We start from the raw sequence: 24,153 nt of genomic DNA, 5'->3' as shown, positions 1-24,153 counted from the left end.
GGTCCTCCGATCAGCCTTCAGGGACGGCACGGCGACCGACCACGGTGGCCCGGCGCTGCTGCTCCGGCCCCCGGGCGTCATCGGGGAACACCTCGCTGCCGTCGGGTTCGACGTGGGGGACGGCGTTCATCGACTGGCGCAGCTGGGCCAGCTCTGCGTACATCCGGCGCCGCGCCCGGTTGGAGTTACCGAGGGGCCGGTGCTCCGGCAGGCTGTGCCACGGGTTGTAGCGGAGAACGTCGGCAAAGGCCAGCTGGGCGTCGGAGTAGAAGCGCTGGGCCGGGAGCCGCAGCCGCGCCACGGGGACGTACGGCGAGAGCCGCTCCGGCCACTTGACCGTGGCGTCCTCGATCGGCATCCGGTGCGGGTCGGTCTGCACCTGCACCATGAAGTCCATCTCCCAGTCGCCCCGGGCCAGGGTGCGGACCATGGCCTCCCGCAGGTAGTTCTCGGTCGGGTGGGCCGGGATTCTGGTCCTTCCCCTCCGCTTGGGCCTCAGGGAGTACTCGACGGCGCGGCCCTCCCCGAGGAGGAACGGCACGTTGCTGTAGTACTGGACCTCCAGCGGGTTGGCGTGCATGGGGCTGTACAGCAGCTGCATCGCGAGGTGGAGCAGGTGGCGGCCCGGGGGGTCCAGCAGGTAGCCCAGGGGTGCCTTCGCGCGCACCCACTTCTGCATCCGTGAGTTCTCCCGGATGTCCGGCGTGACGAAGCTCGCGGGCGAGACCAGGATCAGGTCCTGCGTCCGCTCCTCGTCGGGCATGAGCTTCGGGCCGTCCACGCCCATGACCTTGATCGCCACCGAACACTGGCCCAGGTCCTCGAGGTCGGGTGGCGCGAAGGGGCCGGGCCCGGAGAAGCGGACCCACGCGGGATACTCGCGCGGCGCGGCGAACAGCCCCTCCCGCAGGTGCTCCGGCAGGTCGGGCAGGACGGTGAACTCTCCCCGGAGCACCCCGAACGTCTTGGTGTTGCCGAACCGCTGAGCCGCGCCCGGCAGCCAGTTCTCGCGGGTGAACGCGCTGATCTCGTCGATGATCTCCTGGGTGTACCGCTCCTCGTCCGGCAGCTGCTTCTCCTGCGCCAGGGCGAGGTGCTCGTCCTCGCGCAGGCGGTTCTGCAGGGCCTGCAACAGGGCGAACAGCGGTGGGCGCAACCATCGGTCGAAGTGCGCCCGGTAGAGGAACTCCAGGCGCCGCTCCAGCCGCCACGCCCAGAGGAACAGGTCGCTGAGCGGGCGGAGGACGAAGTACGTGAACGGGCCTCCGGGGTTCACGGCACGGCCCTCGCATCGGGAGGTCGGGGCGGACGGGTGGCGGTCGATCGGCCGGGAGGGAGAGTCGTCGACCACCCGTCACCGGCGACAGTTGGTGCCGGCACGTCTACCGCTGGCGCAGGGTGAACCACCCGACTCGGCGCCTCCACAGCCAGACGACGCCGAGGTAGAGGGAGGGGCCCACGAGACGCACCTCGTCGCGGACCATCCGGGCCACGATGGACGTCCTCGAGTAGTCGATGAGGACACACTCCCTGTCGTCGACCCAGCTGCGGTCGTGGGACAGCCGGGCACGGATCGTCCGCATGCGCAGCGGTCCGACGAGGTTCTTCAGCGACCGCCCCGAGGCCTCGGTCTCCTTGCCCTGCCAGACCAGCAGGTGGACCAGCCGGGCCAGTGGACCGCAGGCAGGGGTTCCCGGGAACAGCAACCCCGTGCCGGGCAGGCGTCCGCGCGGGATGTCCCCCGCGGGGCTGCTGCGGAACAGCAGATCCAGTTCCCGGTTGTCCATGCGCTGCAGCGCCCGCTCGTCGAGGACGTCGTCCTGGACGGCGGTGGCGTGTCGGAAGAGCACAGGAGCCTCCAGCGGCAGAGGTGACGGCGTGCGGGACGGCGGCCTCCCCGTCATCGCCGCCCGACCTCGGGGTCGCCATGACGGTCACGACGGGGACGACGGACACCGGAGCCCGCGAGGTGGCGCAGTTCGGCATGACACCCCCTGACGGGTCCGACCGACGTCACGACCCAGGTTGCAGTTCCGGCGTCACCGGAACGTCACCTGTCCTTGTCGCGGGAGAGGACCGCGTCCTCGCCACGCGTGGCGAAGACCACCGCGGGTCGAGCGTGGCTGCCGTGGACGCCTGGTCGAGGCACGGGCCACCGGCCTGCCGGTGACCGTGGTGCGGCACCCGCCTGCAGTTCACCGGTCGTCCGGCCGGGACGGCATCCGTCGGAAGGTCACCCGGTCGTCGCCGGCGGAGAGGGTGAGCAACTCGCCCGTGAGGCTCGCCGAGTACGTCTCCCTGCGGTCGTCAGCCGTCCGGATGCGCACCGACCCGTCGCGCAGGACGTCGAACGACGCCTCGTCCCAGACCGGCCGGCGCACCCCGTCGCCGACTGCGCGGTACGTGCGGTCCGCGAAGAACTCGATCTCCTGCGGGAAGGGAGTCGTCGACCCGCCGTCGTCGATCTTGGCCCACCGCCCGACCATCTCGCCGAGGGTGACGCCGGTGCCGCTCACGAGGAGAGTCTGTGCCGTCCGGCGCCGTTCACCGTGGCCGTCTCGCCTCGTCCATGTTCCGACGAGCGGCCGCGGCGAGCTTCCGCAGCGATCTGACGTCCGGTGCGTCCTCCGCCCCGGCCACCCCCTCGTGGCGGATGGCCTCCTCGTGCACCGCGTATCGCGCCTCGACGCGGTCGAGCGCCTCGACGGCGCGGCGGCGCTCCGCGGAGCTCACGACCACGTCGGCGTCGGCGAGCCGCTCGAGCGCCCGCCGGTACGGCTCGTCGGTCGTCGCCCCGCTCCGGAGTGCGCGCTTCGCCTCGAGCCACGCGTAGTGCCGGCCCAGCGTCGGGTCCGACGCTGCCTGCTCGATCGCCGTGAAGCCGTTCCCGATGTCGGCGGTCGCGGCGATGGCCAGCAGGGTGTCGGGGGTCGACAGGATCCCGTAGGCGGCCCGCTCCTGCTCGGCCGAGGTCGCCGCCGTCACGAGGAGGGTGGCCGAGCCGCTGAGCGCACGCGGCGCGCCGCCCTCGTCCCAGCGGACCTCCACGAGAATGCGGTGCAGCCCGGCGCTGGGGAGGAGCGCGCCCTGCGGTCCGTGCGTGACGGTCGCCGAGGAGGACACCCGCTCGCCCGGCTCCAGCACGCGCAGCGGCTGGCTCTCGATGCACGGGACGAGCGGGAGGAACGTCCGCACCGTCCCCGCCGGGTCGATCACCTTCCCTCGCACGGTGCCTCCCCGCAGGCCGAGTGACGCAGGCACGAGCACCGGCGCCGTCGACTCGTTGACCACTGCGAACTCGACCCGCGCCGGTGCGCCCAGGGGCAGCAGCTCCCCGACGGGACACACCTCGAGCCGCAACCCCGGAGGCCGCTCGACCAGGTCGTCGGCGGCGATGGGTGCCACCGAGTAGTCCTCGCCGAACTGGATGCCACCGGGGCGCACCCACACGTCCGGCATGTGACGGAGCCGCTTCTCGTCGTCCGGGTGGAACGCCCACCGGATGTTCTGCGGGAACGGGCGCCCCGCGTGCGCGCGCCGGGCGATCACGTCCGTCGTGTTCATGAAGCCGTTGTCCGACGCGTTGTGGTAGAGCCCCATGGCGTGGCCGAGTTCGTGGACGGCGGTCCGGAAGTAGGTGGGCGGGTCGTCACCGAACCGCGTGCCCCGGAGGGCTCCCCAGCTGGGCTCGTCCTGCTCGTACACCCAGTCGCAGGCGATCCCGACACCCTCCCGGGCCGTGCTGTTCAGGTCGACGGCCGCGCTGTCGTACATGATCCCGCGCTCGGTCTCGTCGAGGCGCCGCACGCACATCAGGTGATAGCGCCACTCCACATCGAGCAGGGCCTGCCGCCGCTCGCGGTACTCGAGCATGGCCGCGTGCATCTCGGCGTCGCCCCACGACTCGCCGCTGGGCTCGGCGACCGCGTCGTCGCTCTCCACCACGGTCAGGTCCCAGCCGACCGGCTCGAACACCTGCCGCCAGCCGTAGCCGTCCGAGCCGTTCGTCCTCGGCGCCACACCTCCCGGGACGCGGTCGACCTCCAGGGTCGAGCGGCGCAGGAAGGGGGAGATCCACCCGAGCGAGAGCGTCCCGGTCACCGAGCCCGCCGCGTTCTCGACGTCCCCGGTGAGGTAGTCGGCGCCGGACGGGTAGCCCGGCGGCGCGGTCGTCCACGAGAGCTGCACCGTCGAGACGCCCTCGTTGGTCCACGCGGTGATCGCCGCGTTGAACCGGAACAGCTCGAACGTCAGGGTGAAGCTCTCCCGTGCGCCGGGGGAATCGGACACCTTGGTCGCGCGCACGTAGTAGCGGTAGTCGGCGCGGGGGAGGACCGGGATGCCGTCGGCCGGTTCCGGCTCACCTGCAGCGTCCGCCGGGGGGCCGCTGGACACGTGGCGGAGGTACAGGTCGCCGCTGATGGTCAGGGTGGTCCCCACGCGCTGGACCCGGAGCGTCCCCAGGTAGTAGATCGCGCCGGGGCGGGTCGGTGAGGTCTGGAGCGGTGTGTAACGCACGTAGTAGCAACCACCCCGCAGCGTGCGGGTCGGCGTGATCGGTCCGCTGTCGCTCGTGTCGCCCAGCCCGGCGCGGTAGTCGCGCGCCAGGAACGGCAGCCCATCCGGCAGCGGGGGCGGCGGCCCCTGGGGGTCGGGCACGCGGCCGACGTCGACGGAGTAGGCGGCGGCGCCGCCGGCCAACGAGCGCGGGGAGGGAGCGGTCATGGCATCCACCTGGGACGGGACGGGGCCGCACGGTCGACGCGCGGTACGGGCGGGTGACCGCCGGCGTTGCCGGCGTCGGGATCAGCCACGGGGCCACGACTACCGGTCGGTACAGCGGATCGAGCACGACCTGTCCGTCGACGGTCCGCGTGCATCATCGTCGACCTCCGTCAGCGGCTCCGCGGGACGCACTCCGCCGTTGCCGGCATCCCGACGGAGCGGAGCCTGGCCGTGCGGCATCACCACGGCGTCACTGCGGTGTCACGTGCGGGCCGGACCCGGGACTCTGACCGCACACGTGATGCGGGGGTGATGGGGGAGTGACGGGCCGACCGCGAGCATCTCCGCCATCGCCACGAGGTGTGCCGGAGACGGACCCCTCGTGCCGGACGGTCGCACGTCGCCGCCCTCCGGCACGGTCGGGTCCACAGGGAGGAGAGTCATGGAGAAGCTGGTGATCGGGGACCGGGAGTACGACAGCCAGGAGGCGTTCGTCCGCGGCGGGCGGCGCTGCGGGACGCCGGAGCTCAACGAGTTCCAGAGGGAGCGCGTCCGCGCCCACCTCCGCACCGCCCGGGCGAACGGCATGGACGCCTCCGCCGTGACGCGTCTGGAGATCCCGGTGCACTTCCACGTGATCCACGACGGCGCGACCGGCGCACTGAGCGACCAGGAGCTCGGCGCCCAGCTCAACGTGCTGAACGACTCCTTCAAGCCGCACGACATCGTGTTCACCCGGGCGTCGGTGGACCGCACCGACGACCCCGTGTGGTTCAGGATGACGATGAACAGTCCGGCCGAACGGAAGGCGAAGACGGCCCTCGGCGAGGACCGGCACCGGGCGCTCAACTTCTACACCGCCGGCATCGGCAACAATCTGCTCGGGTGGGCCACGTTCCCGACCGACTTCGCGGGCGACCCGGTCAGGGACGGCGTCGTGATCCTCTACTCGACCCTCCCGGGCGGCTCGTCGAGCCCGTACGACCTCGGCCTGACCGCCGTCCACGAGGTCGGCCACTGGCTCGGTCTCTACCACACGTTCCAGGGTGGCTGTACGCCCCCGGGCGACGAGGTCGCGGACACGCCGTTCGAGGCCAGCCCCCACTTCGGACCCGCTGACCCGACACGCGACACGTGCCCCAACGACAGCGGGAACGACCCGACCACCAACTACATGGACTACACGGACGACGCGGGGATGACGGAGTTCTCCGCGGGTCAGGTCACCCGGATGAAGGAGCACGTCACGCTCTACCGGCCTGAACTGCTCGGCGCCGGCCTCGCCGATGCCGCGGACTCGGCGCGAGCGGGGATCGACTTCGAGACCGGCACCTTCTGACGGGACCGGGACGGCATGGCCTACCGAGCCGGCGAGCTGCGGATCGACGACCCCGAGGCCGGAGAGCTGCGGGTGTCGGGCGACGGCTACGCCGCGGCCGGTGAGGTGGTGACCCTGCTCGTCAGCCCGGACGTGCACCTCCTCCTCGGGATGTCCGGGGAGGAGGTGACCCGGGCGGCACAGATCGAGCGGCGCTACCGCGACGCACTCAGGCAGCTCTACTCGACGGGCGAGTGGCGCCCTCCGCACGTCGACCCCGCCGCGCTGCCGGCGCGGCAGGCGACCGAGCGCGAGGTCGGACGACTGCTCGGGGAGCAGCGCGCCGCCCGTCTGCGCCGCCTGTCGTGGCGGGCCAGGGGTGGTGACGCGCTGCTGGACGAGGACGTGGCCGACGTCCTCGGCCTCACGGGGGAGCAGCGCCGGCGAGTGTCCACGGTCGCCGAGGGGAACGAGGCCGAGTACGCCCGCGTGCTGGCCGAGGCCGGCGCGGAGCGGGGCCGCGGGGCGGGGCGCAGCAGCGACTCGTCCGGTCTCCAGGGCCGCGCGAGGGCAGTCGACGAGGCCGGCTCGGCACGGCTCCTGGCGCTGCTCACCCCGGAGCAACGCGCGCGGTTCGCACTACTTCAGGGAGGCGCCGGATGAGCACCGGCGTCCGACACTTCGTACGGAGGGTCCGATGGCGAGTCTGATCGCGAGAGTCACGTCCACGAGCACCCGGGCTCCCCTCGCCCGCCTGCTCACGAGCCCCTTGGGGCTGGACGTGTGGGAGGTGGGGGCCGACCACCTGGTCCTGCAGGCGGACGAGGCCCAGGTCGGGCGGTTGCAGGCCATGGGGTACGACGTCGAGCAACTGCGGATGACCGAGCAGTACCTGTCGGCGTTCGCGACGGACGAGGCCGCGGCCGGCTACCACACCGTGGCGACCCTGGAGGAGGACTTGCGCCGTCTCGCCGAGGAGCACCCGGGGATCGCCGAGCTCCACGAGATCGGGCGCAGTGTCGAGAACCGGCCGCTGTGGGCGCTGCGCATCGGTGAGCGCCGCGGCAGCACCCGCAAGGTCGCCTTCCTCGGCTGCCACCACGCCCGGGAGTGGATCTCCGTCGAGGTGCCGTACCTGCTGGCCGAGCACCTGCTCCAGAATTCGTCGTCCGACCCGGTGCAGGGGTGGCTGCAACAGGGGGAGGTGTGGGTGGCCCCGATGGTCAACCCGGACGGGTACGAGTACACGCGGACCCAGAACCGGCTTTGGCGCAAGAACCGGCGCCGGAACCGGGACGGCAGCATCGGCGTCGACCCCAACCGCAACTACGGCTACATGTGGGGCACGTTGGACGTGAACACCTCCAGCCACGTCCCCGCTGACGAGACCTACGTCGGGCCACGGGCTTTCTCCGAGCCGGAGGTGCGTGCCGTGCGCGACCTCGTCGCCCGGCAGCTGTTCGGCGGTGTCCTCACCTACCACAGCTACTCCCAGCTGCTCCTGTACCCGTGGGGCTACACCTCCGAGCCCGTCGAAGACGAGGCCGACCTGGGGGAGATGCGAGAGCTCGCCGAGGAGATGCAGCGGCTGATCAAGGACGTGCACGGGACGACGTACACCCCGCAGCCTTCCTCGCAGCTGTACCCCACGGCGGGCGACACCACGGACTGGACCTACGGTGAGTACGACGCCCCGTCGCTGACCGTGGAGCTGCGCCCGGCGTCCGCGCTCGACGGTGGGTTCGTCCTGCCGCCGGACCAGATCCAGCCCTGCTGGGAGGAGAACCGTCCCGCCGCGCTCCACTTCATCGACCACGTCCTCGGCGGGCCGGCCCGCTGACGCACGATGGAGACGGCGGGGGAGCGAGCTGCGGGAGGCCGACGTGCCCAGGAGCGAACAGACGTTGGTCGCGCGCGTCACGCCCGCGGCCGGGCACAGCGTCGCGACGCTGCTCGGACTGTCCCTCGGTCTGGACGTCTGGGAGCGACAGGCCGACGCGCTCGTGGTGGCCGCGCCCGAGAGCCGGCTCGCCGAGCTGGAGCGGCGGCGGCTCGCCTCCGTCGAGCGCTGGGGCACGCCGACGCAGTACCAGGCCCGGCAGCGCAGCCGGTCAGCGGACGGGCCGGACGACTCCTGAGCTCGCGGCCACCGCGTCGGTCACCGCTCGGCCGGCGTCACGGCGGGTCCGCTGAGGACCGGAGCGTGGCCCTGCGTCGTCCGGAGGGTGGGGCAGTACCGGAAGCACAGGCCGGTGGGGCGGCCGTCGGCGTCCGGTGTGGCCAGGGCGTCCTGGGCCAGCAGCCGCAGCTCGAACATCAGGCCGAGGGCGGGCCGCAGGCCGCCGCGTGCACCGTCGAAGGTCAGCTGCAGGGCCTGCAGCAGCCTGGTGTAGCAGTCGGTGAACCGCTCGGCGACGAACCGCGACCTGCTCCCGGGCGGGTGAGCCTCGAGGCGGGGGTCCGGCGGCATCGGCCACACGCCCTCCGGGTCGAACGGGACCGGGGCGCCCGTGTACGAGAAGCCCTGCGGCACCGACGGGTCCGTCACCAGCCGCCGCCCGTGCACGAGTTCCGCGAAGCGGTAGTAGTGGGCCGGCTCGCCCTCCCGGTCGAGCGGGCTGCTGCTCGTGCCCTCGCCCTCCTCGGCGATCAGCTCCAGGGCGGTGACGGCGGTGGCCACGTCGCGGATGGGGAACAGCTGGTCCGGCGGGAACCAGTCGCGGTCGACGACCTGGCGCGTGGGGTCCCCCACGAACGCGGAGTCGCCCAGCTCCGTCAGCTTGTCGCGCAGCGCTGCGTAGAACTCCCCGATCGTGGCGAACTCCGGGTCTGCTGCGCGGTCGGCCGACCCGCCAGGGAGGTGCAGCGGCAGCTCCGGCTCCTCGATGCGCATGAACACGTCGCGCACGAGCTCCCGCGAGTAGGGGGCCAGGCCCACCACCACGGAGTGCCCGACGTTCATCGGCAGCACCGTCGGGTAGTCGGGGACGAAGTCGGGTGCCGCGATCCGAGGCCGGCCCCCGAGAGCCACCAGCAGGTTCGCGGCGATGGTCAGGTGCAGCATCTCCTCGACGGCCACGCCCCGGACGGCCGCCGCGATCCCCTCGTTCGTCGCCGGCCGGAGCGTGTAGTACGCCGTGAGGTAGGGCGGGACGGTCGAGTGCTCGAGCTCGATCGCCAGCTGGACGAAGCGGTGCAGATCCGCCCGGCCCGCGGCATCCCGCACACCGGAGACCAGCGTCCTGTCGACGGCGAGCATCAGTCGTCCCTCCCGGCTGCCCGGAGCAGCTGCTCGAGGGCCTGCGGCAGGGCCACGGCCTTCCCGCCGATCTCGTCGACGTCCCCGGTGCCGCGCCCGTCGTCGGGCGGGGCGGCGGCGGAGTCCGATGCCGCCCGCGGTGCGGGTGCGGCGGGGGCCGCGGCGCTCGGGCGTGGACCGTGCAGGAGACGGCGCTCGCCGTACCCGTTGCGGTCGCGCAGCCAGGTCAGCAGCGTCTCCCGGCGGGCGTCGGACAGCTCCCTGGTGACGGGCATGTGGTTCGGGTCGTCGAGCGGCCGGGAGAAGGCCAGTTCGATGATCGCGGCGTGCTCGCGGACGGCGTCGTAGTCCCCGAGGTCGACCAGCCGCCGGCTCATGATCGGGTAGAGGTCCCCGTACTGGACGAGCACCGGCCGGACGTCGTCGACCCACGTGGGGGGTGCCGGCGCCGCGTAGGCCTCCCGGACGTGCAGGACGACGACGTCGAAGCGGTGCTGCTGCTCGCGGGGCTGCCCGTCGAGGGAGTAGGTGATCACGTACACCTGACCGTCGAGGTATCCCCGGGGACGTCCCGGGTCGTGCACCGTGAGCGGCAGTTCGGCGCGACCGTCGTCGTCGGTGGCGATCGAGGGTGGCAGCTCGACGGCCTCCTGCGGGACGCCGATGTCGGGGATCGGCGCCGTCGGTGGGTCCGGGTCGTTGCGTGGACCGCCGCCCAGGCCCGACATCGGCAGTTCCAGCCGCGTCCGGATGGTCGCGGCGGTCAGCGGCCGGCCCCGCCGGGCGGCGCAGAACCGGGCCGTCGCAGCGACCGCCCCGTCGCTGCGGGCGTCGACGCGGAGGACCACGTCGTCGGCCCGTGCGAGCAGCCCGCCGGCCGTCTCCCGGAGGAGGACCTGCGCCTCGTTGCCGACCGGGCGCACCAGCGCCAGCGGGCGGTCGGCGGCGAGCGCGGCGGCCGGTTCGTCGAGGGCCAGGTCCACGATGCCCGCGGTGCGGGACAGCCAGTCGGGGGAGCTGTGGTCGATCCGTCCCAGTATCAGCAGGTCCCCGAGGGGCACGACGTCGCCCTCGCGCACGCCGGGGGCACCGTCGGGCCGGTCCGGCGTCCGCAGCACCGCGAGGGCGAGCGGGCCGATGGCGGCCGTGGTGCCGACAGGGTCGGTGATCGGCAGGGCGTTGCCGAGGTCGAGGGTGACCAGCCCTGCCTCGGGATCGACCACGGCGTCGGCGAAGGTGAGGTTCGCAGCGGTGACGCCGTTCGCCGCCGGTGCCAGCCGCCGGCCGAGGACGAACCGGTGGGGCTCCCCGCGGCGTGCGGGGCCCAGGGCGCCCACCACCCGGCCGAGGGTGAACCGCGGGTCCCGCGGGTTGGTGGAGTAGCCGAACGTGGTCAGCCGGACGGCGAGCGTGCCGTCGTCGGAGGCGGCGAGCAGGTCGTCGAGGACCGGGGACCGTCCCGGCGGCAGGTGCGACCGCACGGCCGTCAGGCGGGAGGTGTAGACGGCCGAGGCGGCCTGCCCGTTGGGGGTGGCCGGGGACTGGCGGCCGAAGTGGATGTCGCGGAAGGGCGCCGGCTCGAAGGTGCCCTCGAGGACCGTGCCGCCCCGGGCGTCGGCGAGCCGGATCGTCAGACCCCAGATCTCCGACGCCATCTGCCACTGGGGGTCGAGGTCGACGAGCTTGCCGCTGACGGAGGACGACGAGCCGCTGACGGAGCAGGTGGCGACCGGGTCCTCGTCGCCCGGAGCGCCGGGGCGGCGGGAGGCGACGGAGCGGACGGCGCACCCGATCAGCCGGAAGGCCCCGCTGCCCGACGGGTTCCACCAGCCGTTCCGCGTGGCACCGGACGCCGGCTGCTGGAAGCGGGGCTCGAACGTCGCGGTGTCGTAGTGGCGGACGTCGTTGTTCACCGTGGAGACGTCGGCCTGGAAGTCGCCCGAGAAGACGAGGCGGGGCAGGTGGAGGGCGCTCATCGCAGTGGCCGGGGAACGCCGCCCAGGCGGGGCTCGCGGACCGCGACCCGCGCCGGCGGACGGAGGACGTCGGCCCCGGCGCCTGCGGGGGTGGCCCGCCCCGGGCTTTCGAGCACCACGTACACGATCCCCACAACCTCCTCCATGACGCGGACGCCGACCTCCTCGTCCCTCGCGGCAGGCGACCGGCGGCGGCGTCCGGAGCGTGGGCCTCCGCCCGGACGACCGTCGTGGCGGAGGCCTTCGGGAGACCGTGCGCCCCCGTGGCCGGGGCCCTGTGCCGCACGCTAGGGGGACGCCGTCACCCGTGCGTCACGGTTCCGTCGTCCGCGCCGCGAGACCGGCCCGCTGGGTGCACCATGCCCGGGTGAGGCTCCGCCGAGCTCTGCCGCTCCGGCTCACCCGGGTGCCCGGGGCCGAGCGGGACCCGTCCGCGGTCACCGGCCCGGCCACGGGGCCCGACGCGATGGCCCGGCGCCCCAGGGGCGGCTATCTGCTGGTCACGGCCGTCCTGGTGGGCACCACACTGCTCCTGTTCGGCCTCGCGGAGTGGGCGGCGTTCCCGGTCCTCACCGATCCCGTCCCCGGGATGCGCCGGGCAGGCGCGTGGGGGGCCCTGGTCGGCGTGGGCTTGCTCACCGGCGACGTCCTGCTGCCCGTTCCGTCCAGCCTGGTGATGATCGCGCACGGCGCGATCTTCGGCGTCCTCCCGGGGGCGGTGCTGTCCATGCTGGGAGGGGCGGGTGCCACGCTGGTGGGCTTCGTGCTGGGCCGGCGGGGTCGGGGTGTGGTGGCGCGGGTGACCACGTCGGCGCAACGCCGGCGCGCCGATCGCCTGCTCACCCGGTGGGGCGTGCTCGCGGTGGTGGTCTCCCGCCCCGTCCCCGTCCTCGCCGAGACCGTCGCCGTCCTGGCCGGTACCTCGTCGATGCGCTGGTACGTGGCGACGGGCGCCGGCGTCCTGGGTTCCGTCGCGCCTGCCTTCCTGTACGCGGTTGCCGGGGCGAGCGGTGGCGGCGCGGTGGGGGCGCTGCTGCTGCTCGGGCTCGTCGCCGGGCTCGCCTCGCCGTCGGGGCCGTGCTCGCCCTGACGCGATCCCCGGTGCGGCGGCGCCCCGGGCCGCCCTCGGGGGCCGGAGCCTGAGGACGATGAGGCCCCGCCGTCACGGGTGCGTCACCGGCCGGCACCGCCACTCGGACAGCCTGGGCGCCGTCGGCGTCGCAACGGTCCGGTGACGGGGACCCGTCAGCCTCATGACATGGCCGGACACCGAGCACTCGCGTCGCACCGACACGGCGTCGTCGAGCCGACCCCGGACGTCTGGCTCCGCCATGTCCGGCCCCCCGAGGAGGGGACGTGGCCGAGGTGACGGCTCCAGAGGAGGTGCGGACGGGCGCCTGCGTGGTCCGCGCCGAGACCGATGGCTGCACGGGTCTGCGGATCACCGTGACCGCGCGCCTGGACGTCGAGGACGCGACCGGCGACCGCAGGACCGTCACGACGAGCGTGGCGACGGCGGTCGCGTCCGTCCGCGAGTTCCTCCAGGCGTTCGCCCGGGGAGCGTGAGCGTCGACCTCGCTCGTGATGTGACGAATCGGTGACGGGTGGCCCCCTACGGTCTTCGCGCTCGATCGCAAGGGGGAGGCCATGACAGCTCAGTTGGTGTCGAGATCTGAGACCGTCCCGGGTCCGGCCGTGGCGGGGTCGGTGCTGCACCTGTTCGGCGGTCCCTATGTCTGTGTCGACGGGTGTCGCCGGGAGGTGCCCGAGGGCAGCAAGCGGCTGCTCGCATTCATCGCTCTGCGGCGCCAGCGGGTGGAGCGGCGACACGCGGCCGGCCTGCTGTGGCCCGTGGGCAGCGACGAGCGTGCGGCCGGCAACCTGCGTTCGGCACTGTGGCGGTTGCGTAGCGCCGACGTGGATCTGCTCGTCGTCGACAAGTGGTCGTTGCGCCTGCGCGACGACGTCGCTGTCGACGCCGACCTCGTCGGCGGCTGGGCTGCACGGCTCATCGGCGGCACCATGCGCCCCGACGAGTTGACGATCATGCCCTTGTGGGCAGAGGCGCTCGAGCTGCTCCCGGGCTGGTACGACGACTGGGTGCTCCTGGAGCGGGAACGGCTCAGGCACCGCGTCCTCCACGGGCTGGAGGCGCTGAGCCGCCACCTGGTCACGGCGGGCCGCTTCGCCGAGGCGGTCGAGGCCGCGATGGTGGCGGTGGCGGTCGAGCCGCTGAGGGAGAGCGCGCAGCGGGCCCTGGTGGCGGCTCATCTGGCTGAGGGCAACCGGGTAGAGGGGCGCCGGTGCTTCGAGGCCTATCGGCAGATCCTGCGGCGTGATCTCGGCGCCGAGCCGGCGCCCGACCTGACCGCGCTGGTGCATCCCCGACCGACAGGGACACGCGCGTCCGACACATGGCGGGTGGAGCCCCGCGCGGCCGTCGCCGGCTGACCGCCGCCTCGCGGCATCGGGGACGCCCGACCGCGCTGCGGCATGGCCACGCGGCCCTGTGCGCGGCGCCGGGGAGTGCTGTCCTCGTCTGCCCGGGGCCGTCGCGCGGACACCGTCCCGCTCTGCGGCGCCTGGTCGAGAGGGCACGGACGTCCGCGTTGACGGGTACGTGACGGCACGGTGACGACATCCGCGTGGAGTGGGGCCATGACCGAGGTGATGGGCGAGAACCTGACGACGAGCCTGTCGACGGAGCCGATCAGCCACCCGGCCGACACCCAGGGGCAGGCCCGCCTGCGGCGGGTCCGAGCCGGCCGCAACAAGGACTTCGATCGGCTGGTGTTCGACTTCGACGGGCCGGTGCCAGGCGTCGATGTGGCGTACGTGCGCGAGCTCATCGCGGACGGGAGCGGGAACCCCGTTCCGCTCCGCGGCCGAGCCGTCGTGCAGATCGTCATGCGACCTGCGGTCGCCCACCACGAGGACGGGGCGCCGTCGGTGACGGGCCCCCTGCCGGACGTGACCGAGTTCGCGGCCTTCCGCCAGGTGGCGGACGCAGGCGACTTCGAGGCGGTGCTCACCTGGGGCATCGGGGTGGCGGCGCGGACGGGGCTGCGCGCCACCCGGCTGACCGGCCCCAGCCGCATCGCCGTCGACGTGGTGCACGCCGAACCCGGCACGGGCGACCAACTGCTGCGCGAGGGGGACGTCGGGGCCGCGGTCGCGACCTGGCAGTGGCGTCTTGTCCAGGCCCTCGACCGCCGGCTCGCCGTCGACGAGCACTTCGGGCCGGTCACCGAGCAGGCGACCCGCGACTTCCAGCGTGCGCACGGGCTGGCCATCGACGGAATCGTCGGCTCCGCCTCGAGAGCTGCCATGCGGCGCGCACTGGGCCTGTGACGCTCGTCGCCGCAAGGCGCCGGGCCTGGAGGATGAACGCCGGGTCGTCCCCCCGCTTCGTCCGGCGGGACGGAACCGTCGGTCCACCGCCGTCCGGTTGCCGGGGATCGCCGTGATCCGAGGTCGGCGGGACGGCCATCTCCAGCTCCTTCGGGCGACGCCCGATGAGGACTGTGGAGCGGGAGCGTCACTGGCCCGTCGCCGACGTGACCGTCTCGGCGGCTGCGCCCGCGACGGGCACGGCCGGGCCCACGGCCGCACGACGGTCCGTTGACGCATCTGTGACGCGGCCGTCGCTACCGTGCCGACCGCCTTGACCGAGGTTCGAGGGGGAGCAGGCCATGTCGGAGACGTCTGGAAACGGCGGTCGCAGGGGAGCACGCGTCCGCAGGGACATCTGGAGTCTGGAGGAGGAGCAGCCCTGGCACCCGATCACCCGGGCGTACGCCCTCGGGGTGAGGGAGATGCAGTCGAGGGCCGATTCGGACCCCACGAGCTGGACATACCAGGCGCAGATCCACGGCATGCCCGACGGCGGGCAGCCCGACGACTTCCGCGGCCAGTGCCAGCACCAGACGTGGTTCTTCCTGTCGTGGCACCGGCTGTACCTGCACTGGTTCGAGAGGGTCGTGCAGGCATGCGTGGAGGCCAACTCCTCCATCGACTACGAGGTAAGGGCCGGCTGGGCCCTGCCCTACTGGAACTACTCACCCGGCGGCACCCGCGCGACGCTCCCGGCGGCGTTCCGCGACGCCGCGATGCCCGACGGATCACCGAATCCGCTGTTCGTAGCCGACCGCAACGACTTCGTCAACGACGGCGAGGAGCTCGACCCGCGGGCGGTGCTCATCGACCGGGCGCTCGCGCCGACGGTCTTCTCCCGCCCGCGCCCGGACGGCGGCTTCGGGGGAGCGGAGACGGGCTGGAACCACTTCAACCAGGACGTCAGGAGGATGCCCGGCTCCCTGGAGCAGACGCCGCACGGGTCCGTGCACGTCGAGGTCGGCGGGTTGATGGCCGGCTTCGGCACCGCCGGGCTCGACCCGGTCTTCTGGCTGCACCACGCCAACATCGACCGGCTGTGGGAGTCGTGGCGGCTGGAGTTGGGGCGTCCGGACCCGGACGTCGTGTCGGCGTGGGGGACGACGAGGTTCCGCTTCCACGACGAGAAGGGCAACCAGACCAGCGGGACGGCGGCGGACGTGCTCGATACGGCAGCCGACCTCGACTACACCTACGAGGACATCATCGTGCCCGCGCCCACCCGCCGGGGGAGGCGAGGCCGCGTGCAACCACCGTCCGCGAGCGAGGACTCCGCCACCGGTCGCTCGGAGGGCATGCCTCCCGGGAACGACGGGCCCCCCGCCGAACTGGTCGGCGCCACCGAGGACGCGGTGGAACTCTCCGGCGGTACCCAGGACGTCTCCTTCCGGATCGACCGCCCGCGCGGCCCTGCCGCGGACCAGCGGGACGCCGCTCCCGGCCGGGTGATCCTCACGGTCGAGGGAATCGAGGGCGTGGAGCCGGGCCGGTCGGCCGACGTGACCTACGCCGTCTACCTGAACCCGCCCGGGGACGAGGACCCCGACGCCGATCCGGAGCAGTTCTTCGCGGGCACTCTTGACTTCTTCGGTCTCGAGGAGGTGGGCAGCCTCGGCAGTGACACGACCGGACACGACCTCCGCCGGTCCTTCGACGTCACCGACCTCGTCGAGGCCCTCCGCGAGGAGGGGCGCTGGGACCCGGGGTCGGTCACCGTCTCGTTCCGGCCGCTGCGGCGGGGCCGGCGTCGTGCCGCCGACGACGCCCAGCGGGAGGTCACGGCGGTGCGGGTCGGGCGCGTCGGACTCTTCGTCGAGTGATCGGCGCGGCCGCGTTTCGACGGCGTCTGTGGCGGCACCCGGAGGCCACCGCCGCGGGGGTGGTGGTCCTGGCCTGGATGTGGCTCCTCGTGCCCACGGCTGGGGGCGCCGGCTCGGCACACGGTTCCGAGCACCACGCCATGCCGGTCCTCCCATCAACCGCCGGTTGGCTGGTCATGGTCGCCGCGATGATGCTGCCCGGCGCCCTGCCGGCCGCCCGGGAGCTCGCGCTGGGGGGCCCGTGGTCCCGGCGGCAGCGGACGACGGTGCTCTTCCTGTGCGTGTACGTCGGCGTGTGGGCCGCCTTCGGGGCGGTCGCGCACGCCGCGGCGTGGTTGGCCGAGCGCGGGCTGGGCATCGACGCCGCGTTCGTCCTCCCCGGACTCCTTGCCGCGGCAGCGCTGTGGCAACTGTCGCCGTGGAAGTGGCGGGCCGTGCGCGCGTGCCACCGCCTCCGGCCGCTGCCGCCCCGCGGCGTCCGGGCCGACGCAGCGTGCGCCGGCGCGGCGCTGCGGTACGGGCGCTGGTGCGTCGCGTCCTGCTGGCCGGTCATGGCCGCGATGGCGACGGCGTCCACGAACCTGTGGCTCATGGTGATGCTCACCGTGCTCGTCACCGCGGAGAAGCTGGCCGCGCAGGCGAGCAGGCTCGCCGGGCCCGGCGCGGCCGTCGTCGCCGGTGCGGCGGTCGTGGTGCTGCCTGGTTGGATGGCGCCGGGATGAGCGGCGGCCGCGCCGGGCGACGGCGGCCCCCGCCGCAGCCGTCGCCCGCCAGGAGCCCGTGTCGTGCCGTCGCGGCGATGCCGGCCGACCCCCGTTGCGTCGTGCGCCTCGACGAAGACCGCGCCGGCGAGGCGCACCAGGGCCGCAGGGGTCAGGAGGGGTGCCCACGACGTTGGCTCGGCGCTGGACCTCCTTGGTCAGCCACCCCAGCGATTGGCCGGCCAATTGGCTTCCAGTGGCTGATCGGGAAGCCGGTGAAGGCGAACAGGTCGTCTTCGGCCTCCGCAGCATCGGCTCCACCTTGGGGCGTTGGCGGCAGAACATGCCGGCGACGACGTCGATCTGGGTGCGCATGTGCTCGGCGTCGGGCCGGGCGAAGTGGTGCGCGCGGACCGAGCCATACCGCCCGGTGGCCGGAGACCCGGCGCTCGCCGACCATCAAGGTGCTTACCCGCACCCCATGAGTCCTTGATCCGGTCCCGGCAGCGGCAGACCGACGCGCTACGGCTCGATGCTGCGCGAGTCCTGTTCGGCCGCGTCGGCCCCCTTGGGTGAGCACCTGACCAGCCGGGAGGCCAAGGCGATCCTGACGCTCGCTTCCTCACCCGAGGCGGGCCGCGGGCTCTCCCAGGACAAGATCGCCGCACCCCCTGCGCCGCGCCGGCCAGCAGCGCGGCATCGAGGCTCCGGCCGAGCGGATCCAGGCCGCGTGCGCGCCCCGCAACTGGAGGCCCACCCGCGCGTGGTCGGCCGCTACGCCGCCGCGGTTCGCTCCCTGGTCGCCGTGATTGACGCCCTGGTCACCCAGGTCGAGGTGCGGGGGAAGGAGGCGGAGGCGGGTGTTGTGTTGGGCATGTGACGCCACGGTGACGGGCCCGGTCCTACCGTCGCGCGGCCACGTCCGGGCGTTGACCGACTGCCCGCGCGCCACCGCCGAGAGGACCTCACGTGCAGCGTCAGTACCACCGCGGCCGACTGTCCGAGGTCGAGGAGATGGACGCGCTGCTCGCCGTCCAGGTGGATCCGGGCTCACCCTCCGGCGAGGGGGCGGACCTCAGCGAGTTCGGTGAGAGCGCCGTCGGGTCGCTCATCGAGGACGACGTCGAGTTCGACCAGGAGTCGGCCGGGGCGTATGAACGTGGCGGTTGGCTGATAGTGATGTCCCGACCGGGCACCGACGCGAGTCCCGGCGGAGCTCGGGGGCTCACGGCTGCTGACCAGGCCGGCAGGGTGATCCGGCGGTCCGGCAACCGGATCGGCATCGGCACCGATCGGCTGAACATCCAGCTGCGGCCGGACGTGTCCGAGGCACGCGTGCAGCGCGAGCTCGCCGACAACGGCCTCGAGGTGGTCGATCGGCTGACGTTGGGGCCGAACCTGTACGCGGTCTCGACGACGGCGGCCGAGGACGCGCTGACGGCGTCGGTGGCGGTGCACGACAGCCCCGGCCCCCGGGCGCCGCCGGGGCGAGGGCGTCGATGCCCTCGTGCAGATCGGTGGCCGCCGACCGGCCGATCCGGTTGTCGGCGGCCAGCCGGGTGCCGTCGAGGGACCAGCGCACCACCAGTACCGCCTGCCGATCGCAGCCCAGCGCCCGCCGTCGGCCTCGCGTGCCTCGACGATGGCGCTCGCCGGTCAGTAGGCCGGACACGAACGACACGGTGGACTCCCTGACCGGGAGTGCCGTTGTGTAACCGACAGGATCGGACACGGCAGGACCTCGGTGCGGCTGGACATCTGTGGAAGGACGTCCCTCATGCCGAGGCCCTGGGCTCTTCGGGGTTAACTCGCCGCCCTCGGCCTGTCTCTGACGGCCGGTCTCGGGCTCCTGGAAATGGCTCATGGGCGGGGCGCCCGAAGTGGCCATCTTGGTTGCGTGCGGCAATCGCTGAGCATGTGGGAGGGGGAGTATATGCGTTCACCCGAGACGAAGAATAATGGTCGTCGTGGCGTTGCTTGGGTCAATATCATCACGGTGGCCGCGCTTCTCGCGGCCGCTGTCTTCACGGCGATCTCCTGGCCGGCTCAATGGCGCACGATCAAGTCGTCCGTGTTCGACTACCGGTGGTGGCTGGTCCTCACCGGGATCGTCGCGGTCGCAATCCTGATGCTCTGGCTGCTCAACAAGCTCTTGCAGCGCCCCTGGGGTGCACCGTGGCGGGTGAGGATCCTCGCAGCCGCAGACGCCCTTCACTACGAGCTCGAAACGCTGCTGGCCGAGGCCAGGCCGGAGGAGGAGGCTCTCAGGCGATCGGTCGGTGAAGCGGTGGAGCACCATCTGTGCGTGGCCCGCAAGGCCGCCTGGCCGGCAGACGAGAAACGGCTGACGGTCGGCGCGCAGTTTCTGGACTGGTGGACCGGCGCCCCCTGCGAGACCGCCTATGTCAACGTCCACGAGGCCGAGATCGCCTTGGCCCAGATCCTTCCCGACGATCAGATCCGAGCGCGTATCCCAGAGGCGCTCGCCCGCCTGCAGACAATGGAGGTGACCGACCCACGGCGCCGGGCCGCCGAGACGCAGCTGGCCTTAAATCTGACAGAGAGCCAGCGCCGGGCCGAGTTCCAGAGCGCTACCAGGATGGGCATGGAACTCAAGGACCTCCAGCACGACCGCCTCCGGGCTTTCCGGAACATCGTGTTGACCACCGCCATAGGGCTGGGGGTTCTGGTGACCGTCGTGTGCCTGGTCGGTGCCTGGCGACCGGACGCGCTCCCGCTCTGCTTCGGCCCAGAACCGATGACCGCCCCGGGCGGCGTTCCTGAGCCCGTGCAAGGGCCGAGCGGGGTGGCCTGCCCGTCCGAGGACGCCCCGCCGTCCCCTGGGACGGAGGTTCGCCGCCTCCCCGCCCCCGGCGACGTGACCTTGGTGGCGCTCCTCGGCATGCTCGGCGGCGGACTGTCGGCCGCTGTCTTTCTCCGCGGTCTCCAAGGAACCTCAACGCCGTACGATGTCCCGGTTGCGCTCAACCTCCTCAAGCTTCCTTCGGGCGCCTTGTCAGCGTTGGTCGGGCTGCTTTTCGTCCATGGCGAGTTCATCCCCGGCCTGTCCCAGCTCGACAATCAACCGCAAATTCTGGCTTATGCGTTCCTGTTCGGCGTAGCCCAGCAGGTCATCACCGGTGCGGTCGACAAGAACGCCCAAGAGATCCTGAACAAGGTGCCCAGCAAGGAACCGGTCAGCACCACGCCGCAGGCGTCGCTAGTCGCAGGGCCGGTCACGCCGCTCGCCGCGCCGCCCGCCGCGACAGCGCCCTACGGATAGAATCGTCACGCCCTCGCTGGCCGCGGGCTGTTATGGGTTCTGTCTTCTTGCTCGCTCGCCGTTGCAGCCTGGGTCGCCAGCCCCCAGCCGAAATCCGTGCTGAACGAGCACAGTTCAGCGACAAGGTCGATGTACTCCAGGCCCGACGCAGGGCTCTTGGGCTCGGACACGGCGCACTCCTTCCTGCGTGGAGGCATGGCCGACCGGCGAGGTGGTTCCCGTCCCCGTTCCTCCTCCGTGGTGGGACCCCGCGCCTGCCGGGCTGTGGCAGCGCCTCGTGCAGGACGGCACGACCAATGTCACCGATCTGTCAACGGCGAGGAGGGCGCCGGGCGGGACCGCTCCCGCCGCCCGTTGGTCACGACCTACCCCCGACCACCCACGCCGGGGCCGTGCCGGCCGACGTCCGGTCGGGCCCGCCAGTCACGAGGATGTCTCCCTGCGCGAAGTCAGGTGGGCGTCGCCGCGCCCCGGTCGAGAAGCGTCGCTCGTCTTGTCTGATGCGATGAGGGTCGGCTGAGAGGGTGTTGGGTAACCGGCTGACTACTCGTTCTGGTTGAGGTCTTCGGCGAGGCGTCGAGCGGCTTCGGTCTCGATGGGGCCGGAGGGTTGGACGTCCTCGCCGGCCAGACGGGCGGCCATCAGCCGGATCATCGCCACGTCAATCATCGCTTCGGCGTGGGCGGTCTTGCGTTCGTAGTCGCGGGCCAACCGTCTGCACCTCGCCAACCAGCCGAAGGTCCGTTCCACCACCCACCGGCGGGGCAGCACCTGAAAGCCTCGCACGTCGGCGTTGCGCGGCACGACCACCAGCTCCAGGTTCTCCTCGCTGCGGGCCCAGGAGATCAGGCCGGGCGTCGACGACGTTGACGTAGCCGCCGTCGACCCAGACCAGCCGCACGCCGGGGCACCGGCCATGCAGGCCCCGCAGCACCAACCGGGCGCCGGCCCGGTCCTGCACGCCCGCGGAGTGCACCACCCGGTGCAGGAGCAGCCCGTTGGTGTCCACCAGCAGGTGCCTCTTGCGGCCGCGGACCCGTTTGCCGGCGTCGTAGCCGATCGCTTCGCCGCCCTCGGCGGAGTCCAGCACCGCCGCGGTGGGCTGCCGGTCGCGATCATCGGCCTGCCGGACCCGGTCGCGCAGCGCCTCGTGCACCCGCCGCCGGGTGCCATCGGCGGTCCATGCGGCGAACCAGCGGTAGGCCGCGTCCCACGGCGCCAGATCATGCGGAACATGCCGCCAGGCGCAGCCGGTGCGCAGCACGTACAAGATCGTGTCCAGGATCAGCCGGCGATCGAACTTCAACGGCCGGCCGCCGTGCCGCGGATCCCGGACCGGCAGCAGCGGCTCGATCACCGCCCACTGCCGATCGGTCAGCGAGGTCTCGTAGACCGGCTTGCAGGAACAGACGCACATCCCCGCGGACCATCACCCCGCCAAGGAGCTCACCCCGCCGCCACGCCGGTCAACGAGCACCATCAGTCAGGCCGTCGCCGACCGCACCGGGTCGGTTACCCAACACCCTCTGAGGCGGTCCAGGCCCACTTCAGCCGGCTGGCTGGCGGCGCGCACGGCCGCGTCCGCACTGGCCCAGGCTGATGCCGTGCTCGCCGCCGGGCCTGATCGCGGCTTGGACAGGCCCCGCACCGTCCGGCGCTCGACGAGCCCTTACCAACTGCGCGGGGGCCTGCACTGCGGACTGTGCGACCGCCGCATGTCCGGCCACCGGCGCGGGCCCCACCCTCTACTACCGCTGCCGCGCCACCGACCTCGTCCCGTCCCAGCCGGCCGACCATCCCGGCACCGCCTATCTGCGCGAGAACGGCCTCGTGGCCGCCACGGACGCCTGGCTGCACAGCGTCCTCGATCCCGACCGGGTGGAGGCAACCGTCGAACGCCTGGGCACCAACGGCCAGAGCCCTCTCGCCGAGGGCAACAGGCGAAACGCGATCACGGCGCGCATCGATGATGCGGATCAGCGGCTGAACCGGTTCAAGGCGGCGCTGGCCCAAGGCGCCGATCCGGCGGTGGTCAGCACCTGGATCATATGAGGCCCAGGCCGATCTCGCCAAGGCGCGCACCGATCTGGCGCTGCTCAACAACGAGGTCCCGGCCGAGCTCGGCCGCTGTGATCTCGCCATCGGTCGTCACCGACATGTCCGCGCTGGTCAGCAGCCTGTCGACGGCGACGGCCACGCCGGCGACCTCTATCGCGACCTGGGTCTGCGCCTGACCTGCCACCCCGACAGCGGCGAGGTGGACGCGGAGGTGAGCACGGCCGAGGCGTGTGCAAACGCGGTGTCCGAGGGGCGACACGCTACATACGCACACGCCTTCCGCCGTGATGGTAGCTTCCCGCCGTCCTGAGCCAGCTTGGCGACGACGGCATGAGCCGCCTGGGCAGGCCAAGCGCATATCTGCCTTGCCGGGACGTGGGCGCACTGCGACGTTGGCGGTATGCCGCCCGGTAGCGTCGGTCCACCGTTCGATCAGTTCCTGGCCACCGCAGAGGCAGTGGCCCAGGCACGGCCCGAGGTGGACCTCGAGATGGCTCGCGAGGTCTTCCAGGAGGTGGCGACCCTGCTTTACGACGGCCTCGCCCTCGACGGTCTGGACGACCACGACGCTGGTGCCGCTGTCGCTGGGCTCTGCCTCGATCTCGTTGCTGAGGATCCTGGCGCCGCGGTGCGCGCACGCTCGCTGACGGCATTGGAGGACCCAGGAGATCTGCACGACCCGGAAGCCGTGTCGGCGGCCTACCTGGTCGCTGCATCGGTCTTGCAGCTCTGATCGTCGGACCTCAGGAGTGGTCCAGCGCACCGGGGGCCGCCATCGGGACAGGCGTCAGCTACGCGCGTCACGGTCGGCCCGGAGTCGGCGAAGAAGGTCTCCAGCGTCCGTGCAAGCAGTCCCGTCACCCGGGGGACCGTGTCGGTCACGACAGCGAAGAAGCCGGGCTCGCACGCGCTCGAACGCCGACGCGACGAGGTGACGTGAGGATGACCCGCGGCGGGCGGGGGAGGAGGATCCGCGGGACTGGGACCGGACCGCTTCATCGCCCGCTGGAGTCCTCATGTCGGACATCGCGCCCGTCCGTCCGCGCTTCGGCGCCGTCCTTCCTCATGGGTGGCGGCAGCTGAACCTCGCCGCTCTCACGGCTCTCACGGCCTACTCGGCTGCGCTGGGCTGGCGCAGGTCGCCTCGTACCCGCTCTACCGGGCCGTTGGGGACGCGGAGTTCGCCGGTTACCACCGGCAGTACAACGAGGCGATACCGCTTGTGGTGATTGCGCCGGGCTTTGCGTCGTTCCTGAGCGGCGCTGTCTTCTACTGGACCAGGCCGGCCCATGTGAGCCGGCCCGTGGCTGCGATCGTCAGCGTCGCCGGAGTCGTGTCGATCGCGACGACGGTTCTCTGGGCCATCCCCATGCACGACCGGCTGGACCACGTCGGACGGTCCGACGCCACGATCGACAGCCTGCTACGGGCAAACCTGCTGCGAACGGCCGCCCTGACCACGAGCACACTGGCCCTCGTCTGGACGGTGTGGCGTGGCAGCGGCGGGTCCGGCGCCGCACGCTCGTGACGCCGGTGGGCGCGACCGGTTCTAGGACGTGTCTGGCGGATCACGGGAGCCATGTGAGTAGTGCGGCGAGGTTGATGGCGCCGGCGTAGTTC

At 72.5% G+C, this 24,153-nt stretch carries 24 protein-coding genes and 1 pseudogene; 15 read left to right on the top strand and 10 right to left on the bottom strand.

The features are described 5' to 3' along the window. Nucleotides 1–10: 10 nt before the first annotated feature. From HK417_RS02055 to HK417_RS02040, 4 genes are all read right to left on the bottom strand, one after another. Nucleotides 11–1,276, bottom strand: coding sequence for a catalase family protein (locus tag HK417_RS02055; RefSeq protein ID WP_222262817.1), 1,266 nt, complete (start codon nucleotides 1,274–1,276; stop codon nucleotides 11–13). A 106-nt stretch (nucleotides 1,277–1,382) separates the two neighbouring features. Beyond that, a complete protein-coding gene (locus HK417_RS02050; RefSeq protein WP_222262816.1) occupies nucleotides 1,383–1,850 on the bottom strand; it encodes a hypothetical protein in 468 nt (155 codons plus the stop codon). A 345-nt stretch (nucleotides 1,851–2,195) separates the two neighbouring features. Continuing rightward, complete coding sequence (locus HK417_RS02045; protein ID WP_222262815.1) at nucleotides 2,196–2,516, bottom strand: hypothetical protein; 321 nt, start codon at nucleotides 2,514–2,516, stop codon at nucleotides 2,196–2,198. A gap of 28 nt (nucleotides 2,517–2,544) precedes the next feature. Further along, the gene (locus HK417_RS02040; protein WP_222262814.1) at nucleotides 2,545–4,725 is read right to left on the bottom strand and encodes a hypothetical protein; all 2,181 of its coding nucleotides are present in this window, start codon (nucleotides 4,723–4,725) and stop codon (nucleotides 2,545–2,547) included. Nucleotides 4,726–5,167: 442 nt separating this feature from the next. Here HK417_RS02040 and HK417_RS02035 point away from each other — a divergent pair, with 442 nt between their 5' ends. From HK417_RS02035 to HK417_RS02020, 4 genes are read left to right on the top strand one after another with little or no spacing between them, the layout of a single operon-like run. Continuing rightward, complete coding sequence (locus HK417_RS02035; RefSeq protein ID WP_222262813.1) at nucleotides 5,168–6,064, top strand: zinc metalloprotease; 897 nt, start codon at nucleotides 5,168–5,170, stop codon at nucleotides 6,062–6,064. A 15-nt stretch (nucleotides 6,065–6,079) separates the two neighbouring features. Continuing rightward, nucleotides 6,080–6,706 carry a hypothetical protein gene (locus tag HK417_RS02030; RefSeq protein WP_222262812.1) on the top strand — a complete coding sequence of 209 codons (627 nt, stop codon included), beginning with the start codon at nucleotides 6,080–6,082 and terminating at the stop codon, nucleotides 6,704–6,706. 34 nt (nucleotides 6,707–6,740) lie between these two features. Next, nucleotides 6,741–7,883, top strand: coding sequence for a M14 family metallopeptidase (locus HK417_RS02025; protein ID WP_222262811.1), 1,143 nt, complete (start codon nucleotides 6,741–6,743; stop codon nucleotides 7,881–7,883). Between the two features lie 43 nt (nucleotides 7,884–7,926). Continuing rightward, on the top strand, nucleotides 7,927–8,181 hold the full coding sequence (locus tag HK417_RS02020; protein ID WP_222262810.1) for a hypothetical protein: 255 nt from the start codon (nucleotides 7,927–7,929) through the stop codon (nucleotides 8,179–8,181). A 20-nt stretch (nucleotides 8,182–8,201) separates the two neighbouring features. Here the strand turns inward: HK417_RS02020 and HK417_RS02015 are convergent, their stop codons facing one another. Beyond that, nucleotides 8,202–9,302 (bottom strand): ferritin-like domain-containing protein, encoded by a 1,101-nt coding sequence (locus HK417_RS02015; RefSeq protein WP_222262809.1) that lies wholly within the window; start codon nucleotides 9,300–9,302, stop codon nucleotides 8,202–8,204. Continuing rightward, nucleotides 9,302–11,278 (bottom strand): hypothetical protein, encoded by a 1,977-nt coding sequence (locus HK417_RS02010; RefSeq protein ID WP_222262808.1) that lies wholly within the window; start codon nucleotides 11,276–11,278, stop codon nucleotides 9,302–9,304. Before HK417_RS02010 ends, HK417_RS02015 begins: the two co-directional genes overlap by 1 nt. Before the next feature lie 367 nt (nucleotides 11,279–11,645). Between HK417_RS02010 and HK417_RS02005 the strand changes: the two genes are divergently transcribed. The 7 genes from HK417_RS02005 to HK417_RS01975 all read left to right on the top strand — a co-directional run bounded on the left by HK417_RS02005 (nucleotide 11,646) and on the right by HK417_RS01975 (nucleotide 18,072). Then, nucleotides 11,646–12,368, top strand: a complete 723-nt coding sequence (locus HK417_RS02005; protein WP_222262806.1) for a TVP38/TMEM64 family protein — start codon at nucleotides 11,646–11,648, stop codon at nucleotides 12,366–12,368. A 266-nt stretch (nucleotides 12,369–12,634) separates the two neighbouring features. Then, a complete protein-coding gene (locus tag HK417_RS02000; RefSeq protein ID WP_222262803.1) occupies nucleotides 12,635–12,844 on the top strand; it encodes a hypothetical protein in 210 nt (69 codons plus the stop codon). An 81-nt stretch (nucleotides 12,845–12,925) separates the two neighbouring features. Beyond that, nucleotides 12,926–13,729, top strand: a complete 804-nt coding sequence (locus tag HK417_RS01995) for an AfsR/SARP family transcriptional regulator (RefSeq protein WP_222262801.1) — start codon at nucleotides 12,926–12,928, stop codon at nucleotides 13,727–13,729. Between the two features lie 207 nt (nucleotides 13,730–13,936). Then, nucleotides 13,937–14,629 carry a peptidoglycan-binding domain-containing protein gene (locus tag HK417_RS01990; RefSeq protein WP_222262799.1) on the top strand — a complete coding sequence of 231 codons (693 nt, stop codon included), beginning with the start codon at nucleotides 13,937–13,939 and terminating at the stop codon, nucleotides 14,627–14,629. A 341-nt stretch (nucleotides 14,630–14,970) separates the two neighbouring features. Further along, a complete protein-coding gene (locus HK417_RS01985) occupies nucleotides 14,971–16,491 on the top strand; it encodes a tyrosinase family protein (RefSeq protein WP_222262797.1) in 1,521 nt (506 codons plus the stop codon). Continuing rightward, nucleotides 16,488–17,213 carry a copper chaperone gene (locus HK417_RS01980; protein WP_222262795.1) on the top strand — a complete coding sequence of 242 codons (726 nt, stop codon included), beginning with the start codon at nucleotides 16,488–16,490 and terminating at the stop codon, nucleotides 17,211–17,213. The genes HK417_RS01985 and HK417_RS01980 overlap by 4 nt, the downstream gene beginning before the upstream one ends. 709 nt (nucleotides 17,214–17,922) lie before the next feature. Further along, entirely contained in the window at nucleotides 17,923–18,072 is a 150-nt protein-coding gene (locus HK417_RS01975) for a hypothetical protein (RefSeq protein ID WP_222262793.1), read from the top strand. Nucleotides 18,073–18,654: 582 nt separating this feature from the next. Here HK417_RS01975 and HK417_RS01970 read toward each other — a convergent pair. Continuing rightward, a pseudogene (locus HK417_RS01970) lies at nucleotides 18,655–18,950 on the bottom strand (IS5/IS1182 family transposase); the annotation flags it as partial. 175 nt (nucleotides 18,951–19,125) lie between these two features. Between HK417_RS01970 and HK417_RS01965 the strand changes: the two are divergent. Further along, nucleotides 19,126–20,475 (top strand): hypothetical protein, encoded by a 1,350-nt coding sequence (locus HK417_RS01965; protein ID WP_222262792.1) that lies wholly within the window; start codon nucleotides 19,126–19,128, stop codon nucleotides 20,473–20,475. 5 nt (nucleotides 20,476–20,480) lie between these two features. Here the strand turns inward: HK417_RS01965 and HK417_RS01960 are convergent, their stop codons facing one another. Further along, complete coding sequence (locus HK417_RS01960; protein WP_222262789.1) at nucleotides 20,481–20,645, bottom strand: hypothetical protein; 165 nt, start codon at nucleotides 20,643–20,645, stop codon at nucleotides 20,481–20,483. A 373-nt stretch (nucleotides 20,646–21,018) separates the two neighbouring features. Next, nucleotides 21,019–21,892 (bottom strand): IS5 family transposase gene (locus HK417_RS01955; protein ID WP_222262788.1). Its coding sequence is split into 2 segments (ribosomal slippage): nucleotides 21,019–21,327 and nucleotides 21,329–21,892, totalling 873 coding nucleotides; the frame shifts between segments, so codons are not numbered across the junction. A gap of 413 nt (nucleotides 21,893–22,305) precedes the next feature. On the opposite strand from HK417_RS01955, the gene HK417_RS01950 reads away from it, so the two are divergent. After that, on the top strand, nucleotides 22,306–22,527 hold the full coding sequence (locus tag HK417_RS01950) for a hypothetical protein (RefSeq protein ID WP_222262785.1): 222 nt from the start codon (nucleotides 22,306–22,308) through the stop codon (nucleotides 22,525–22,527). On the opposite strand, the gene HK417_RS01945 is transcribed toward HK417_RS01950, so the two are convergent. Beyond that, nucleotides 22,520–22,672 carry a hypothetical protein gene (locus HK417_RS01945; protein WP_222262784.1) on the bottom strand — a complete coding sequence of 51 codons (153 nt, stop codon included), beginning with the start codon at nucleotides 22,670–22,672 and terminating at the stop codon, nucleotides 22,520–22,522. The two genes, HK417_RS01950 and HK417_RS01945, sit on opposite strands and share 8 nt — an antisense overlap. 261 nt (nucleotides 22,673–22,933) lie before the next feature. On the opposite strand from HK417_RS01945, the gene HK417_RS01940 reads away from it, so the two are divergent. Continuing rightward, a complete protein-coding gene (locus tag HK417_RS01940) occupies nucleotides 22,934–23,266 on the top strand; it encodes a hypothetical protein (RefSeq protein ID WP_222262782.1) in 333 nt (110 codons plus the stop codon). 570 nt (nucleotides 23,267–23,836) lie between these two features. Next, nucleotides 23,837–24,061, top strand: coding sequence for a hypothetical protein (locus HK417_RS01935; protein ID WP_222262780.1), 225 nt, complete (start codon nucleotides 23,837–23,839; stop codon nucleotides 24,059–24,061). The last annotated feature ends 92 nt before the right edge of the window (nucleotides 24,062–24,153 follow it).

Source organism: Modestobacter marinus (assembly GCF_019799945.1).
Taxonomy (GTDB): Bacteria; Actinomycetota; Actinomycetes; order Mycobacteriales; family Geodermatophilaceae; genus Modestobacter; species Modestobacter marinus_B.
Note: the sequence above shows the minus strand (reverse complement) of the source record. Positions and strands in the feature narration are given on the sequence as shown.